The organism is Sphingomonas carotinifaciens (assembly GCF_009789535.1).
GTDB lineage: Bacteria > Pseudomonadota > Alphaproteobacteria > Sphingomonadales > Sphingomonadaceae > Sphingomonas > Sphingomonas carotinifaciens.
Genome location: NZ_WSUT01000001.1, coordinates 294356 through 308669, shown reverse-complemented (window position 1 = coordinate 308669; position 14314 = coordinate 294356). Strand labels below are relative to the sequence as shown.

Sequence of the window (14314 nt, the reverse complement as noted above, 5' to 3'; positions counted from 1 at the left end):
ACACTAATCCAGATGACCGCCGCCCGAATTGTCTTTGCCGTCCTCGCCCTTGTCGGGCGACTTCTTGGTGGCCGTTTTCTTCGCACCCGTCCCCGTACCGCCGCCGCGACCGGTCCCCAGACTGCCCCTCGCCCCGTCCCCCCCCTTGGCAGTAATCGCCCCGGGATTTCCACCCGCACCTTTCTGCGCCATGTCGATCTCCACTTCAGCGTTTTCGAAGGACGTTATTTATGTCCGCCATGACCGGCATTCTGCCCGCCGGTGCGGCTGTGATCGTCGGGGTTGCGGTCATTGTCCTGCTTGGCATTGCCGCCGATATCGTCCTTGCCGTTCTTGTGGAAATCGCCCTTCTTCTTGTGATCGGTCATGGCCATCCTCCATCATGAGCGTGAAACATATCAACCGCATTGAAACGCAACGGGCAGGGTGCAGTTCAGGCGGGTGCAGACAATTCTTGTTCAACTACATTAGCTTAGCCGGATAGGTGGCGCGTTCCGGCGCATGATCATGATCCAGGTGATGCCAGGCGTCCGCGCGATCGCGGATCAGAACGGGACGCGGGTCCGACAGCATGGGAGACGAACGATCGCACGGACAATCCAGCAGGGCGGAACGCCGCCAAGCGCCTGCCGCGGGCGGCGCATTGTTATTGTTGGGGGCGGGTTTGGGGGGCTGGCTTGTGCGCGGGCGTTGGCAGGGGCCGAGGCGCAGGTCACGCTGGTCGACCGGCGCAACCATCATCTGTTCCAGCCGCTGTTGTATCAGGTGTCGACGGCGGCGCTGTCGCCGGCCGATATCGCCGCGCCGATCCGCCGGGTGCTGGCGCGCGCGCGGAATGTCGATGTCGTGCTCGCCGATGTCACCGGGGTCGATACGGCGGGGCGGACGGTGAAGCTGGCTGACGGCGCGGACCTGCCCTTCGATCAGCTCGTGCTGGCGACCGGATCGGCCTACAACTACTTCGCGCACCCCGAGTGGGCTCCCCTCGCCCCCGCACCCAAATCGATCGCGGATGCCCGCACGATCCGCGCGCGCCTGTTGAGGGCGTTCGAGGAGGCGGAGCATTGTGGCGATCCGGGGCGGCGGGCGGCGTTGATGACGATCGTGGTGGTGGGGGGCGGTCCGACCGGGGTGGAGATGGCAGGGACGACCGCGGAACTTGCCCGCTACACGCTCAGGGGGGACTTCCGGCATATCGACCCTGCGGCGGCGCGGGTGATCCTGGTGGAGGCGGGGCCGCGGCTGTTGGGGGCGTTTCCGGAGAAGCTGGGGGACTATGCGGCGAAAAGGCTGCGCCGGATGGGGGTGGAGGTGCGGCTTGGCGGGGCGGTGGAGCGGATCGAGGACGGGGCGGTCGTTGTGTCGGGGGAGCGGATCGAGGCGGCGAACGTGGTGTGGGGCGCCGGGATACGCGCCGCGGAAGGCGCCGCCTGGATCGGCGGCACGGACGACCGCGGCGGCAGGATCGCGGTCGACGGCAACCTGGCGGTGACGGGGCAGCGCGACATCTATGCGCTGGGCGACGTGGCGCTGTTCCGGCAGGACGGCGCGCCGCTGCCCGCGCTGGCACAGGTGGCGCAGCAGCAGGGCCATCATCTCGGCCGTGCCCTGCGCAAGGCGGGCCCGCCGCCACCCTATCGCTATCGCACGCGCGGCGACACTGCGGTGATCGGGCGCCATGCCGCGGTCTATGTTTATGGCCGCTTCACCCTGACCGGCCGCGCCGCATGGCTGCTATGGTCGATTGTGCACGTCTATCTGCTGATCGGGTTCGAGCGGCGGGCCTCGGTGATGGCGCAGTGGATCTGGCGCTACTTCACCTTCGAGCGCGGCGCGCGCCTGATCGACTAGCGCGATGCCAGGCGGGCGCGGGTGATGCGCGGATCCTCGTACAGGTCGCGGATGCCGCGCCGGCGATAGACGTTCCACCAGCGTTGCCAGCGATGCTCGGCCGCGTCGTGGAGCATGTGGCAACGCTGGCACAGCGCCTTCAGATTGGCGGGCGCGTTGTTGCCGGGATCATGGTCGAGATGCGCGCAGGCCAGCACGACATAGGTCATGCGCACCGCGGCCAGCGTAAAGCCGCCCTTGATCGCCACCCGCTTGCCCCGGTCCGAGCGCCAGCACGCCGCGCCCGCGTCCCACCAGCGCCCGTCGCCCAGATGCGCCACCCGCCGCCGATGCGGCCGCGCACAGCGTTCGCACCGCGCACCCGCACGCGTGAAGCGCACCGAATGGGAAAGCTGTTGCCAGTCGATCGGGTAGAGCCATCGGTTTTCAGGACGGATCGGCATGCGGATTCTATGAGTCACTTGCTTCACCGGGGAAAGCGAAATCTTCGGCCGTGCGACCGTTTCTTTGGTGAACAGGCACGGCCCCGGGTCGTTCTGCTCCTTTCCCCCCGTGCACGTCAGGACCTGCGACCATGCCGATCAAGGCCATTCTTTTCGACATCGACGGGACGCTGATCGATTCAAACGACCTGCACGTGCTGGCCTGGGAGGAGGCGTTCGCCGGCATCGGTGCGCGCCTCGACCGACAGGCGATCCACGACCAGATCGGCAAGGGCACCGACATGCTGGTGCCAAGCCTGTTGCCCGACCTGGACGAAGACGGCGTGACGCGCCTGGGCGAAGCGCATGGCAGGATCTTCAAGGAGAAATATCTGGACCGGGCGAAGCCGTTCGCACGGGCCCATGACCTGCTGGCCCATGCCCATGGTCTCGGCCAGTCGGTGGTGCTGGCCTCCTCGGCATCGCGAAACGAACTGGATCATTATCTGGACCTGCTCGGCGTGCGCGACCTGGTCGCGGAGACGACCAGCGGCGACGACGTCGCGCGGACCAAGCCCGCGCCGGATATCTTCGCCGCGGCGCTGGACAAGCTGCCCGACACGCCGGCGGATGCGGTGATCGTCGTCGGCGACACCCCCTATGACATCGAGGCCGCGGGCCGATGCGGCATCGCAGCGGTCGCGGTCCGCTCGGGCGGGTTTGCCGACGATGTGCTGACCCAGGCGGGGGCGGTGGCGATCTATGACGATGTCGCGGCACTGCTGGCGGATTACGCGGGTTCGCCGCTGGGCAATATCGCCGGGTAAGGCAAATTTACCGCATCGCGGCGAGACTTCCCCGCATTTCAATCGTTACGCATCCCGTTCCATTACCCTAGCATACGGAGGCACCATCATGAACACGACCACCCTGAAGGGCGAAGCGCAGGATCTGGGCGGCAACGTCAAGGAAGGCATCGGCAAGGCGATCGGCGACAAGCAGATCGAGAATGAGGGTGTGGCCGACCAGATCATCGGCAACGCCAAGCAGGTTGCCGGTGCCGCCAAGGACGCGATCGCCAACCCCGGCCCGGTGATCGACAAGGCGACGGGTTTCGCCAAGGCGCGCCCCTATGCCACCGCCGCACTGGTCGGCGTGATCGGCCTTGCCATTGCGAACACGCTCCGCGGCAAGTGAGTGACGGGCCCGGGCCGCCTGATGCGGCCCGGGCTTAACCTCTTGCGCCCAAGCTGATCCTGTGCGGCCCAAAGCCGATAACGCTATCTGTTCGCAGCCCTGCATGCTAATCCTGTACCCATGAGCAATGCGGCGCCATTTCGCTATTCCGTGCCGGTCCAGCCGTCGGACATCGACTTCATGGGGCACGTCAACAACGCCAGCTACCTGAACTGGGTACAGAATGCGGTGATCGATCATTGGCGATCGCTGGCCCCGGCGGATGCGGTCGCCCGGCATCTGTGGGTGGCACTCAAGCACGAGATCACCTATCGCCGCCCCACCTATCTGGGGGACGATGTGATCGCCACCGTCCTTTTGGAAAAGGTGGAAGGGGCGCGCGCCTTCTACAACACCATCATCCGGCGCGGCGAGGATGTGCTGGCCGAAGTCCGGTCCAGCTGGTGCTGCATCGATGCCAAGACCTTTCGCCCCGCCCGACTGGCGCGCGACGTCGTGGAGCGCTTCTTTCCGACAACCGCAGCAGACTGACCGCGCGAGCATACCGGCATGAACATGGAAGACCTGTACCGCGTGCTGCGCACCGGGCATGTGCAGTTGCAGGGTATCGTCGATACCGTCGCCGATCCGATGCTGGTGCTGGACGGCAATCTGTGTGTTCAGAACGCCAGCCGCGCCTTTCTGAACACGTTCGGGGTGGAGCGGGACGATACGATCGGGCGGCGCCTGTACACGCTCGGCAACGGCCAGTGGGATATTCCCGAACTCCGCCGCCTGCTGGAAGACGTGATCCCCAGAGCGAACGCGGTGGTCAATTACCGGGTCGAGCATGATTTCCCGCGGCTCGGGCGGCGTACCATGCTGCTGACCGCGCGGACATTGTACCATCCGGACGGGCTCAGCCATTCGCTGCTGTTGTCGATCGTCGATGCGACCGACCGCATCCGCAATGACGTGGCAAAGGACATGCTGTTCGGCGAGTTGCGCCACCGCATCAAGAACCTGCTGGGGGTGGCGCAGTCGATCGCGCGGCAAACGCCGACGGCGGGGCGGACGGCGGAGGAATATCGCGACGCCTTTCTCGGCCGGTTCGGCGCGCTGGCCGAGGCACAGGACCTGTCCTTTGCCGAACAGGGATCGAGCGGGGTGGCAGAACTCCTCGATCGCATCATGGAGCCGTACCGCGACAATCCGGAGGCGGTGGTAATGGTACCGGGCGCCCCGGTCGAACTGGGGCCCCACATCATCGGATCGCTGGCGCTGGTGCTGCACGAACTGGCGACCAACGCCGCCAAGCACGGCGCGCTGTCGGTGCCGGACGGGCGGTTGCGCATCGGCTGGCAGGTGGAGGATGCGGGAACCGCGCTGCGGCTGGACTGGGCGGAAAGCGACGGTCCCGCCGTCACGCCGCCGACCACGACGGGGTACGGCACCCGCCTGATCGAGGCGACGACCAGCTACGGACTGCGCGGCACGGTGGAACAGGATTATGCGATCGGCGGTTTCCGCGCGCAGATCGTCATTCCGCTTGGGAGTGCCCCTCTGTCGCGTTGAAGGCCGTCCATGCGCAAATCGGTTCTGGTTGTTGAAGACGAATATCTGATCGCGCTGGACCTTCAGTTGATGCTGGAAAGCCATGGCTGGCAGGTGCTGGGTCCGGTGCCCAGCGTTCAGGATGCGCTGCAACTGCTGGACGAGGAACGCCCCACCGTCGCGCTGCTCGACGTCAATCTGGGCGGCGAACTGGTGACACCGGTGGCCGAGGCCCTGGCGGCGCGGGGCGTGCCGTTCGCTCTGGCCAGCGCGCATCATCGTCCGCAGGATTTCGGCGGTGCGATCCTGGCCGACGTGCCCAATGCCGGCAAGCCGACGAACGAGCGGCGCGTGCTGGCGGTGCTGCGCGAGCTGGTCGGGCTCTGATCGTCGCTTCGGGGGCGCCATACGACCGAATGGTATCCGTAGTTGTGGAACCAAGAGGGGGCGTGCCGCGATCCCGTTGGCCACAGGCCGGAGCGAATGCGATGCGGATCAACTCTACCGGAAAAGTCGCCGGGATGGCACTGGCGGGCGGGGCGGCGCTGTTGCTCGCCAGCGCCCTTCGCGGGGGTGGTCGCGATCCCGGCCCCGAGGATGATGCGGACGAAGCCGCGACCTATCCGCCGCTCGACACGCCCAAGCCGGTCGCCGAGAATGTCTGGATCGTCGACAGCGGGCCGATGCATCCGGGCGGCATCCCGATGCCGGTGCGCATGACGGTGGTACGGCTGGATAATGGCGACCTGCTGCTGCATTCCCCGACACAGGTGACCGATGCGCTGATCGCGGCGTTGCAGCCGCTCGGGCCCGTCCGGCATCTGGTGGCGCCCAACATCGCGCACTGGACCTATGTGGCCGGGTGGCAGGCGCGCTTTCCGGATGCGGTGACCTGGGGGGCGCCGGGCCTGCGCGATCGGCGTCAGGTGCGTGCCGCCGGTCTTCGGATCGACCATGATCTGGCCGAAGAGGCGCCGGACGCGTGGCGGAGTGAGATCGAACAGGGGGTGATCCGCGGTGCGGGCTTTGCCGAGGTCTATCTGTTCCACCGCGCCTCGCGCACGCTGATGCTGACCGATCTGGTGCAGCATCTGCGGTCACGGCGTCTGCCGACCGCCACCCGCGTGTTTTCGCGACTGGCCGGAACAGAGGCGGGAGGGACGCCGCGCTATCTGCGGCTGGCGCTCTACCTGCGTTATGGCGAGGTCGCTGCGACGCTGCGCGCGATGCTGGCGCTGACGCCGGAGCGGGTGATCTTCGCGCATGGCGCATGGTTCGACCGGGACGGTGCCGCGCGATTGCGGCAGGCGCTCCGCTGGATAACCGGATAAGCGGAGCGGGACGGTCGATCAGAAGACCGCCCCGCCCGGCATGGTCACTTCTTGGACTGGCCCGAGGCGTCGGACACCGCCTCCCCGGCCGAACGCATGTCGCGGCCGGCGCCGTTCACCGTATTGCACGCCGACAGCGCGATCATGCCGATAAGGGCTGCGGCAAGGCCGATGGTCTTGGTCATGGATGATCTCCTGTTGGATGGAGGGGGCGGCGGGCCGATACGCTGACCCGCCGCAGACACTCAGCGCAGCCGGCGGCGGGTGACCGCGGTTGCACCGAAACCGGCGGCCGCTGCACCGATCAGCAGCGCGACGACGAGGACGAACGAGGTGCCGGCCGCGGCACCGGCGGCCTGATCGGTGGCCGACTTGGCGGTCGATACCGCCTCGTTCTTGGTCTGCACGAACTGCCGCTTGGCGCGGGTGACCTGAGCCTGCGCCTCGGGGCGGCTGATCTTACGCTGGGCGGCGACGATCTCGACGATGCGGGCCTCCGCCTGCTGGCCCTCGGCACCGCCGGCCGCGAGCGCGGGGAGTTCCTTGGCGATCTCCTTTTGCGCCTGTTCTGGCGTCATGCTGGCGGGATCGTTCGGCGTGTCGGACAGATAGGCGGCGGCCTGTTCGCGGACATCGCCCTTGTCGACGCCGGCGATTGCTGCGGCCTGGGGTACCGCTGCACCGACCGTCGTGCCCGCGGCACCCGCGACCGCGCCGACGGTGCGGAATGCGCCGCCGATGATGCCGCCGACCGCCGAGGTGAGCAGGTACAAGGTCACGATCAGCGTGACGCCCCACACGACGAGGCCGTGGACGAGCGCGTCGAACCGTTCGTGCACGCCGGCCACGCGCGCGGCGGCATAGCCACCGGCGCCCAGCGCCAGCACGGTGGTGATCAGCCAGTAGATGCCCGCGCCGATGCCGAATCCTGTCGCACCCGGCGTCGTGCCCTCGACCGGATCGACCATCGTCAGACCGATGCCCGCGCCCAGGATGCCGAGGACGACCTGCACCGCGATCGCGATGACGACACCGGCGAAGATCGCGCCCCAGGAAAGCCGGGTCGCCGTCTTGCCCACCAGCCGTTCGTCCGCGGCCGCAAAGCCGGCAGTTTTATTCGTAGCCATAGTTACTCCTGTTGAACCTTGTCTTGCCTGCGGTCGGCGCCGCGAGGATGTCATGATGGCGGTGTCGCCACGCCGGTGCCGTCGAAGCCGCGCGCGCGTGCCCAGGCGACCGCGGCGATCCGGCGGTTCACGCCGATCTTGGCGTAGATGCGCGCGACATGGTTGCGCACGGTGTTGGCGGCGACGTCGAGGGTGCGGGCGATCCGCTTGTCGTCATAGCCGCGGCAGATCAGCGCCAGCACGTCGCGCTCGCGCGCGGTCAGGTCGCCCAGCCCCGGCCCCTCGACCCCGGGCTGCGGCGCGCGCAGCCGGGCCAGCTTGTCCATGATCGAGCGGCTGAACCAGCTCGTATCCTTCATCACCGCCTCGATCGCCTCGACCAGTTCCAGCTCGGTGGCCTTGCGCTGGGTGATGTCCTGGAACGCCCAGAGGACGCAGGCATCGTCGCCGAGCCGGATCGCCTCGGTCGAGACGATGCAATCGATGGTCGCGCCGTCCTTGGCATGGATGCGGGCCTCGTGGGCGCGCAGGTCGTGACCGGCATCGATCGCTGCCTCGATCTCGCGACGGATCGCGCCGGTCTCCCACAGCTCGACATCGCCGAGCGGGCGGCCGATGATCTCGGCCGCGGCATATCCGGTCATCCGGGTGAAGCTGGCATTGACCTCGCACAGCAAATGGCCGTCGCGCGCGCCGATCGCCATGGCCACCGGCGCCATCTGGAAGGTGCGGGTGAAGCGCTCCTCGCTGTGGCGCAGCGCCCCTTCCGCGACCCGTCGCGGCTCTAGGTCGGCAAAGGTGAAGAGCATGCAAGGCTGGTCGCCCAGGTCGATGGGCTGGCCGGCGACGATGACCAGCCTGGTCCCGCCGCCGGGCAACTCCAGCTCGGCCTCCATCTGCGGGATCGTCCGTCCCTCGGCCAGCCGCTGCTTGGCAAGGTCGCGCCGCTCGGCCGCGCGCAGCACGTCGATGTCATAGACCGTGCGGCACAACACCTGATCGCGCGGATGCCCGGTCAGGTCCAGGAACCCCTGGTTCACCTTCACGAACCGCAGGTCGTTCAACCGGCAGATGACCGCGGGGGCGGGATTGGCGTTGAACGACTGTTCGAAACGATCCTCCGCCTCGAACCGCGCCGAGACATCCTGGATGATCAGCACCAGACAGGCGGGTGCATCCTCGTCGGCGTCGTTGAGCACCAGGCTGCGAACCTGATGCACCCAACGCGGTTCCGGTTCCCCTGCGACCGTCACCTCGACCACCACCTCGGAGAAGTCGTCGCCCGCGACCACACGCTCCAGCGGATAGTCGTCCGGCGGGACGCGATGATTGTTGCGGTAACGCAGGTGGAAGCGGGCGCGGTATTCGGCCACCGTCGCACCCAGATCGGCAAGGTCGCCGACGCCGTGCATCCGCAGCGCCGCCGCATTCGCCCAGAGCAGGCTCTGGTCGGGATCGATCAGGATCACGCCCTCGTCGAGCCCGCCGATGATCTGGCGCAGGTGGCGCAGGTCGGCGGTCTCGCGAAGCGTCTTGGGCGGGGGTGGCGACATGGGAGGAAGGGCGGGAGGATCAGGGCAACACGCCGCAGCCGGCCGCCGCCTTGCCGACCGCGACGACGATGGCGGGATCCTTCAACTCGCCCGCAACGCGCAACAGATCGCCAACGGTCAGCACGCCGGGGTTCGGGTCATCCTTGCCATAGGCGGCCGCGGCACGGCCGAGTTGTTGAAGCTGGCCGAGGGAAAGGTCGCGCTGCAACCGGGTGCCGACACAATCGGCCCGCTGGGTGTCGAAACCATAGCGTTGCAGACCGGTGGAGATACGTGTCGCCGGCGCCGCGCAGGCGGACAGGAGCGCGGCACCGGACACTATTATTGCTAAAGCCTTCACGCCCGATCCTCCACGTCCGGCACCACGAGGAACGGGGCCGGTTCGGGCGCATCAACCTACTGCAAAGGTTTGTGTTCCTGGTATCTTTGCGGGATTTCTAGTCGGGAACTACTATTTCGATGCGTTCGGCACGATCGACATAAAGCTGACGCAGCTTCTCATGTATCGCCTTGGAGGCAAACTCTTGTGATCTTTCAGACAATTGCTGATGATCCTTCGCACGCTTCAGCAAATATGCGCGTTCATCCTCGTCGGAGCGGACAGGGGGCTCGCTGGTGTCGTTTTTCTGGCGCATGCCGTTGATATAGCCTGCGAGATCGGGCGGCCATATCCTACCGATCTACGTACAGGATGGTAGATTCGCATCAGGGCCGGACCGGCGCCCGGTCGCGTTCAGGGCCGCGTTCAGGGCCACGTTCAAGGCCTCGGCGATGGCGGCGCGATGGGCACGGTGTTGCACCAGTGTCGCGTTCAACGTCACTAGTTGCGCCTCCGCCGCCGCGGTCGGCAGTTGCTTCAGACGCAGGCTGGTGACGAGCTGTTCCTGCTGCACGATATGCCGCTCGCCCTGCGCAATGTGGCGGTCCGCCATGTCGAGATCGGCACGGGTATAATGCGTCATCCCGTGATGCTAACTTCGATCAGCGCGGCCGTCCACGCCATTGGAAAGGAGGCGTCTGGTGAGCGTCCCTACCGGTTGCGCAGCGTGGCGACGATCTTGGCGATCGGGACGGGCTTCTGGAAGTGGCGTGCGGACTGGAACCGTTCGGGAATGGCCGCCACGTCATAGCCGGTAGCAAAGACAAAGGGCACATGCCGCAGCACCAGTGCATCGGCCAGATCGAAGACGGGCTCTCCGCGCAAGCTGACATCGAGCACCGCACCGTCCAGATGCGCGGCAGCATGAAGCAGTGCCAGACCGGCCGCGACCGTTGCCGCCGGACCGACGATGCTGGCGCCCGCCTCCGCCAGATTGGTGCACAGCTCCTCGGCGAGCATATACTCGTCCTCCACCACCAGGATCGTGCGGTTGCGCAAGGGGAGGTCGGTCATGCCGTGGTCCTGGAGATGGGGGCAATGATGACACAGCGCACCCCGTCCGGCCCGAAGGCGTAGCTGGTTTCCGCGTCAAGCTGATAGGGCAGGGCGCGTTCGATCAGTTCGCGCCCCTGTCCGCTGCCCTGTGGCGGCGCGTCGGCGGGAGGCATGGCGACGCCATGTTCCTGCCAAGTGATCTCCAGCCGCTTGGGCCGGTCGCCTTCGTCCAGCAGGCGCCAGCTGATCGCCAGCCGCCCGCCGCTTTCCTTCAGCGCACCATATTTGGTGGCGTTGGTGGCCAGTTCGTGCAGCGCCATCGCCAGCGTCTGCACCATGCCCGAGCGCATGCGGATGCCGCTCGGCCCGGTCAGCGTCACGCGATCGGGCTCGTTCTCCATCGCGCCGTGCGCGGCGAGCTCGGTGCGCAGCAGTTCGTCAAAGGTGACGCGGTCATGCTCGTCCAGCCGCGAGAGCAGCCCCTGGACACGGGCAAGCGCATCGAGCCGGACACGAAACTGGCCGCGAAAGGTCTGCAGATCGGGGGCATGGCGCAGCGTCTTGTCGGTCATCGAGCGCACCACCGCGATCAGGTTGCGGGTGCGGTGCTGCAATTCGGTGACGAGGACCGCCTGACGCTTCTGCAACTCGCGCGCCTCGGTCGTCTCGATCATCGCGCCGATCATGCGCAGCGGCTCGCCGTCTTCGGCGTAAAGGAAGCGGCCGCGCGCGGAAAGCCAGTGGACCGAGCCGTCCGGGTGGAGCGAGCGGAACTCGTGCACATATTCCTGCTGCGTATCACGGGCATGCGCGATGGCGTCTTCGGTCGCCTCGCGATCCTCCGGGTGAATGCGGTCGAGCAGTGCGTCGCGGCTGGGCGTCACCTCGCCGATGCGGTAGCCGAGCATGCGGAAATATTCCTCGGACCAGATGATCTCGTCGCTGACGATGTTCCAGTCCCAGGTGCCGACGCGGGCGACCTGGATCGCGCTGCGCAGCCGTTCCTCGCCCGCGCGGCGATCGACCTCGACACCATGTTCGTCGGTCACGTCGCTGGCGGTGCCGATCCATTCGGCGATCTCGCCCTCGCCATCCAGGATCGGCACCGCGCGCGAATGGGCCCAGCCCATCGTGTCGTCGGCGCGGCGGATGCGATGTTCCAGCTCGAACATCGCCTTGGTCTGGATGGCATCGTCGATGGCCACGCGCATCCATGGCTGGTCGTCGTGGGGGATGTAGCTGTCCATCCAGTCATGGGACGCACTGTTGGTGTCGGCCAGGAAGCCGCGCCCGTCCATCTGGCGCATCGCGCTCCAGTCCGCGTTCATGCGGAACACCGCGTCCGAACTGGCGGTGACGAAGGCGCGGTAGCGTTCCTCGCTGGCGCGGCTGGCGGTTTCGGCCTGACGCACCGCAGTGAGGTCGGTAAAGGTCACCACCGCCCCGCTGATGAAATTGTCGGTACTGCGATAGGGCAGCACGCGCGCGGCGAAGTGCCGGCTGGTGCCGGGTTCGATCACCTCCCGCTCGACCGGTTGCAGCGTCTTCAACACACGGCGCACATCGTCGGGCAGTTCCGGATAATGGACGCGCGAGACGACGTGATCGAGCGGCCTGCCGACATCGGTGTCGAGCAGGTGGAAGATCTCGGTCGCAATCGGGGTGAACGAGCGCACGCGCAGGTCGATGTCCAGGAAGACGGTGGCGATCTGCGTCGATTCCAGCAGGTTCTTCAGGTCGGAGTTGGTCTGTCCCAGCTCGCCCACCCGGTGGCCGAGTTCGTGGTTCAGCGTCTGCAACTCCTCGTTGATCGACTGCTGTTCCTCCTTCGACGTTTCCAGTTCCTCGTTGGCGGACTGGAGTTCCTCGTTGATCGACTGATATTCCTCGTTGGAGGATTTCAGTTCCTCGTTGGTCGATTCCAACTCCTCGATCGTCGCCTGAAGGCGGTCGCGGGTCACGCGCAGTTCCGCGTCCAGCCGCTGGACATGCTCGTCGGTCGCCAGCCGGTCGCCGTCGCCGTCCTCGGGCAGGGCGACCGGGCCAACATCCTGGAAAAGAACCATAAGCGCCTGCGCGTCCGGCCCGCCGACCGGCTCCACGATCAGGTTGACGGCATGGGCGCGGTCTTCCTGGTGGATGGTTAGGCGGGGTAGTTCGATGCGGCGGCTTTCGCTGGTGGCGCGGGAAAGGGCGGAGCGCAGGTCGAGGCGCAGGTCGCGGTGGATGAGGCTGAGCAGGTTGAGCGTCGCGGCTCCCGTGCTGGGTTCCAGATAGCGGCCGGTGCGCCCGGAGAAGTGCAGCACGTCGAACTGCTGGTCGACCACGACATAGGCAGGCGCATAGCGCTCGGCCAGCGCCTCGGCCTTGCGGCTGACCGCGCTGGCCAGTTGCCCGGCCGGCGAGCGGGCGGCGGCCGGTGCAAACTGCATGTCGGGGGTACGCACCCGCGCGCTCAGCGGGAAATCCGGAATGGTGCGCAGCCCCGTTTCCAGCCGGCGATACACCCGGTTGCGGCGATCGACCGGCGTGAACAGCTTCTGGTGGCGCGAGACGCTTTCCGAGGAGCCGAGGAACAGCACGCCGCCGGGTTGCAGCGAGAAGTGGAAGATCGGGATCACCCGCCCCTGCAACTCCGCGTTCAGGTAGATCAGCAGGTTGCGGCACGACAGGATGTCGATGCGCGAAAAGGGCGCATCCTTGACGATGTTGTGCGGCGAGAAGATGCACATCTCGCGCAGTTCCTTGGCGACGCAATAGGTGTCGCCCTCGCGCACGAACCAGCGCTCCAGCCGGTCAGGCCGGATATGGCCGGCGATCGCCGCGGTATAGCGGCCGGCGCGCGCCAGGTTCAGCGCCCTGGCATCGAGATCGGTGGCGAAGATCTGCACCTCGGGCGGTCGGGCCAGCGTCGCCATGTGCTCGCGCAGCAGGATGGCGATCGAATACGCCTCCTCCCCGGTGGCGCAGCCGAGCACCCAGACCCGCAACTGCCCGCCGGGCGCCTTGTTCTGGAACAGGCGCGGTATCTCGCCCTCCAGCACCGCAAACTCGGCGGGGTCGCGAAAGAACTGGGTGACGCCGATCAACAGGTCCTGGAACAGGCTCTGCACCTCGTCATGATCCTCGCGCAGCCGCGCGACATAGGCGTCGATGCTGTCCACCTGCGTCACCAGCATGCGGCGATGGACCCGGCGCTGAAAGGTGCCGCGCTTATAGTCGTGGAAGTCGTTGCCGGTGACGTTGCGCAGGATGGTGGTGATCTGCGTCACCTGCACCTCGTCGTCGCCCGGCGCCTGCTCGCTTTCCTCGGCGCCCGGCGCCGCAAGGTTGGCGATGTAGCGTTCGATCTGCCCGGCCATTTCCGCGGCGGGTACGCGGATGTCGGTGACGCCGTAGGGGCCGCCCCCGTCGACGGTTGGCGCATCCCCGTCATCCATCCACTCGGCGATGGACAGGCCGCCGCATTTCTTGGTAGCGGTGACGCCGGCGCTGCCGTCGGTGCCGAGGCCCGACAGGATGACGGCGATGCCGCGTTCATGGACCTGTTCGGCCAGCGAGATCAGCATGGTATCGATGGTGCCGCGATGCTCCACCGGTTCGGAGGCGACGCGGACCGCCAGATGCCCGTCGGCGATCGTTACCACGTCGTCGTGCCCGCCGACATAGACATGGCCGGGGGCGATCCGCTCGCCATCGCGGGCAAGGGCGACGGGCAGCGGGGCGGCGGCGCGCAGCGCCTCCACCACGACCGCGACATCCGACCCGTCCTGCTGGCGTACCGCGACCAGATAGGCGGCTTCGCCCGCCGCGCTGCCCGCGATGCCGCCGAACAGCGCTTGGAGCGACGCGAGCGAGGCGGTGCCGACGCCGATGCCGACGATGGCGGACGGCGTGCCCCCGTCCTGCATGTCACGGGCCATGG

The 14314-nt window shown here is 67.1% G+C and carries 18 protein-coding genes; 7 read left to right on the top strand and 11 right to left on the bottom strand.

Translation table 11 applies throughout. From position 1 onward, the window contains the following. Window positions 1-3: 3 nt before the first annotated feature. Both GQR91_RS01305 and GQR91_RS01300 read right to left on the bottom strand, forming a co-directional pair. Window positions 4-192: a hypothetical protein gene (locus GQR91_RS01305; protein WP_149682529.1), complete on the bottom strand. Its 189-nt coding sequence runs from the start codon at window positions 190-192 to the stop codon at window positions 4-6. 32 nt (window positions 193-224) lie between these two features. Beyond that, window positions 225-368, bottom strand: coding sequence for a hypothetical protein (locus GQR91_RS01300; RefSeq protein WP_160146778.1), 144 nt, complete (start codon window positions 366-368; stop codon window positions 225-227). Between the two features lie 217 nt (window positions 369-585). Here GQR91_RS01300 and GQR91_RS01295 point away from each other — a divergent pair, with 217 nt between their 5' ends. Beyond that, a complete protein-coding gene (locus tag GQR91_RS01295; protein WP_311732273.1) occupies window positions 586-1851 on the top strand; it encodes an NAD(P)/FAD-dependent oxidoreductase in 1266 nt (421 codons plus the stop codon). Here GQR91_RS01295 and GQR91_RS01290 read toward each other — a convergent pair. After that, entirely contained in the window at window positions 1848-2294 is a 447-nt protein-coding gene (locus GQR91_RS01290; RefSeq protein WP_112383035.1) for a hypothetical protein, read from the bottom strand. The two genes, GQR91_RS01295 and GQR91_RS01290, sit on opposite strands and share 4 nt — an antisense overlap. Window positions 2295-2425: 131 nt before the next feature. Between GQR91_RS01290 and GQR91_RS01285 the strand changes: the two genes are divergently transcribed. The 6 genes from GQR91_RS01285 to GQR91_RS01260 all read left to right on the top strand — a co-directional run bounded on the left by GQR91_RS01285 (window position 2426) and on the right by GQR91_RS01260 (window position 6334). Further along, a complete protein-coding gene (locus GQR91_RS01285; RefSeq protein ID WP_149682530.1) occupies window positions 2426-3100 on the top strand; it encodes an HAD family hydrolase in 675 nt (224 codons plus the stop codon). An 88-nt stretch (window positions 3101-3188) separates the two neighbouring features. Further along, a complete protein-coding gene (locus GQR91_RS01280) occupies window positions 3189-3470 on the top strand; it encodes a CsbD family protein (protein WP_112383037.1) in 282 nt (93 codons plus the stop codon). 120 nt (window positions 3471-3590) lie between these two features. Next, complete coding sequence (locus tag GQR91_RS01275; RefSeq protein WP_112383038.1) at window positions 3591-4001, top strand: acyl-CoA thioesterase; 411 nt, start codon at window positions 3591-3593, stop codon at window positions 3999-4001. A gap of 18 nt (window positions 4002-4019) precedes the next feature. Beyond that, on the top strand, window positions 4020-5024 hold the full coding sequence (locus tag GQR91_RS01270; RefSeq protein WP_149682531.1) for an HWE histidine kinase domain-containing protein: 1005 nt from the start codon (window positions 4020-4022) through the stop codon (window positions 5022-5024). A gap of 9 nt (window positions 5025-5033) precedes the next feature. Beyond that, the gene (locus GQR91_RS01265) at window positions 5034-5390 is read left to right on the top strand and encodes a response regulator (RefSeq protein ID WP_149682532.1); all 357 of its coding nucleotides are present in this window, start codon (window positions 5034-5036) and stop codon (window positions 5388-5390) included. A gap of 101 nt (window positions 5391-5491) precedes the next feature. Continuing rightward, window positions 5492-6334 carry a DUF4336 domain-containing protein gene (locus GQR91_RS01260; protein WP_211368532.1) on the top strand — a complete coding sequence of 281 codons (843 nt, stop codon included), beginning with the start codon at window positions 5492-5494 and terminating at the stop codon, window positions 6332-6334. A 44-nt stretch (window positions 6335-6378) separates the two neighbouring features. Here GQR91_RS01260 and GQR91_RS01255 read toward each other — a convergent pair whose 3' ends face one another. From GQR91_RS01255 to GQR91_RS01220, 8 genes are all read right to left on the bottom strand, one after another. Further along, a complete protein-coding gene (locus GQR91_RS01255) occupies window positions 6379-6519 on the bottom strand; it encodes an entericidin A/B family lipoprotein (protein WP_112383042.1) in 141 nt (46 codons plus the stop codon). A 60-nt stretch (window positions 6520-6579) separates the two neighbouring features. After that, window positions 6580-7461 carry a hypothetical protein gene (locus GQR91_RS01250; RefSeq protein ID WP_149682533.1) on the bottom strand — a complete coding sequence of 294 codons (882 nt, stop codon included), beginning with the start codon at window positions 7459-7461 and terminating at the stop codon, window positions 6580-6582. A gap of 50 nt (window positions 7462-7511) precedes the next feature. Then, the gene (locus GQR91_RS01245; protein WP_149682534.1) at window positions 7512-9014 is read right to left on the bottom strand and encodes a helix-turn-helix transcriptional regulator; all 1503 of its coding nucleotides are present in this window, start codon (window positions 9012-9014) and stop codon (window positions 7512-7514) included. 19 nt (window positions 9015-9033) lie between these two features. Further along, a complete protein-coding gene (locus tag GQR91_RS01240; protein ID WP_149682535.1) occupies window positions 9034-9354 on the bottom strand; it encodes a hypothetical protein in 321 nt (106 codons plus the stop codon). A gap of 97 nt (window positions 9355-9451) precedes the next feature. Further along, complete coding sequence (locus GQR91_RS01235) at window positions 9452-9649, bottom strand: hypothetical protein (protein ID WP_149682536.1); 198 nt, start codon at window positions 9647-9649, stop codon at window positions 9452-9454. A 45-nt stretch (window positions 9650-9694) separates the two neighbouring features. Then, window positions 9695-9976 carry a hypothetical protein gene (locus GQR91_RS01230; protein ID WP_149682537.1) on the bottom strand — a complete coding sequence of 94 codons (282 nt, stop codon included), beginning with the start codon at window positions 9974-9976 and terminating at the stop codon, window positions 9695-9697. Window positions 9977-10044: 68 nt separating this feature from the next. After that, window positions 10045-10407 (bottom strand): response regulator, encoded by a 363-nt coding sequence (locus GQR91_RS01225; RefSeq protein ID WP_112383047.1) that lies wholly within the window; start codon window positions 10405-10407, stop codon window positions 10045-10047. Beyond that, the gene (locus GQR91_RS01220) at window positions 10404-14312 is read right to left on the bottom strand and encodes a CheR family methyltransferase (protein WP_160146779.1); all 3909 of its coding nucleotides are present in this window, start codon (window positions 14310-14312) and stop codon (window positions 10404-10406) included. The genes GQR91_RS01225 and GQR91_RS01220 overlap by 4 nt, the downstream gene beginning before the upstream one ends. Between the last annotated feature and the right edge of the window lie 2 nt (window positions 14313-14314).

Bases quoted from the DNA above. Each gene is read 5' to 3' on its own strand.
- GQR91_RS01265 (WP_149682532.1), top strand. From the start codon at position 5,034: ATGCGCAAATCGGTTCTGGTTGTTGAAGACGAATATCTGATCGCGCTG.
- GQR91_RS01235 (WP_149682536.1), bottom strand. From the start codon at position 9,649: ATGCGCCAGAAAAACGACACCAGCGAGCCCCCTGTCCGCTCCGACGAG.
- GQR91_RS01250 (WP_149682533.1), bottom strand. From the start codon at position 7,461: ATGGCTACGAATAAAACTGCCGGCTTTGCGGCCGCGGACGAACGGCTG.
- GQR91_RS01300 (WP_160146778.1), bottom strand. From the start codon at position 368: ATGACCGATCACAAGAAGAAGGGCGATTTCCACAAGAACGGCAAGGAC.
- GQR91_RS01230 (WP_149682537.1), bottom strand. From the start codon at position 9,976: ATGACGCATTATACCCGTGCCGATCTCGACATGGCGGACCGCCACATT.
- GQR91_RS01255 (WP_112383042.1), bottom strand. From the start codon at position 6,519: ATGACCAAGACCATCGGCCTTGCCGCAGCCCTTATCGGCATGATCGCG.
- GQR91_RS01245 (WP_149682534.1), bottom strand. From the start codon at position 9,014: ATGTCGCCACCCCCGCCCAAGACGCTTCGCGAGACCGCCGACCTGCGC.
- GQR91_RS01260 (WP_211368532.1), top strand. From the start codon at position 5,492: ATGCGGATCAACTCTACCGGAAAAGTCGCCGGGATGGCACTGGCGGGC.
- GQR91_RS01275 (WP_112383038.1), top strand. From the start codon at position 3,591: ATGAGCAATGCGGCGCCATTTCGCTATTCCGTGCCGGTCCAGCCGTCG.
- GQR91_RS01220 (WP_160146779.1), bottom strand. From the start codon at position 14,312: ATGGCCCGTGACATGCAGGACGGGGGCACGCCGTCCGCCATCGTCGGC.
- GQR91_RS01290 (WP_112383035.1), bottom strand. From the start codon at position 2,294: ATGCCGATCCGTCCTGAAAACCGATGGCTCTACCCGATCGACTGGCAA.
- GQR91_RS01280 (WP_112383037.1), top strand. From the start codon at position 3,189: ATGAACACGACCACCCTGAAGGGCGAAGCGCAGGATCTGGGCGGCAAC.
- GQR91_RS01225 (WP_112383047.1), bottom strand. From the start codon at position 10,407: ATGACCGACCTCCCCTTGCGCAACCGCACGATCCTGGTGGTGGAGGAC.
- GQR91_RS01270 (WP_149682531.1), top strand. From the start codon at position 4,020: ATGAACATGGAAGACCTGTACCGCGTGCTGCGCACCGGGCATGTGCAG.
- GQR91_RS01285 (WP_149682530.1), top strand. From the start codon at position 2,426: ATGCCGATCAAGGCCATTCTTTTCGACATCGACGGGACGCTGATCGAT.
- GQR91_RS01305 (WP_149682529.1), bottom strand. From the start codon at position 192: ATGGCGCAGAAAGGTGCGGGTGGAAATCCCGGGGCGATTACTGCCAAG.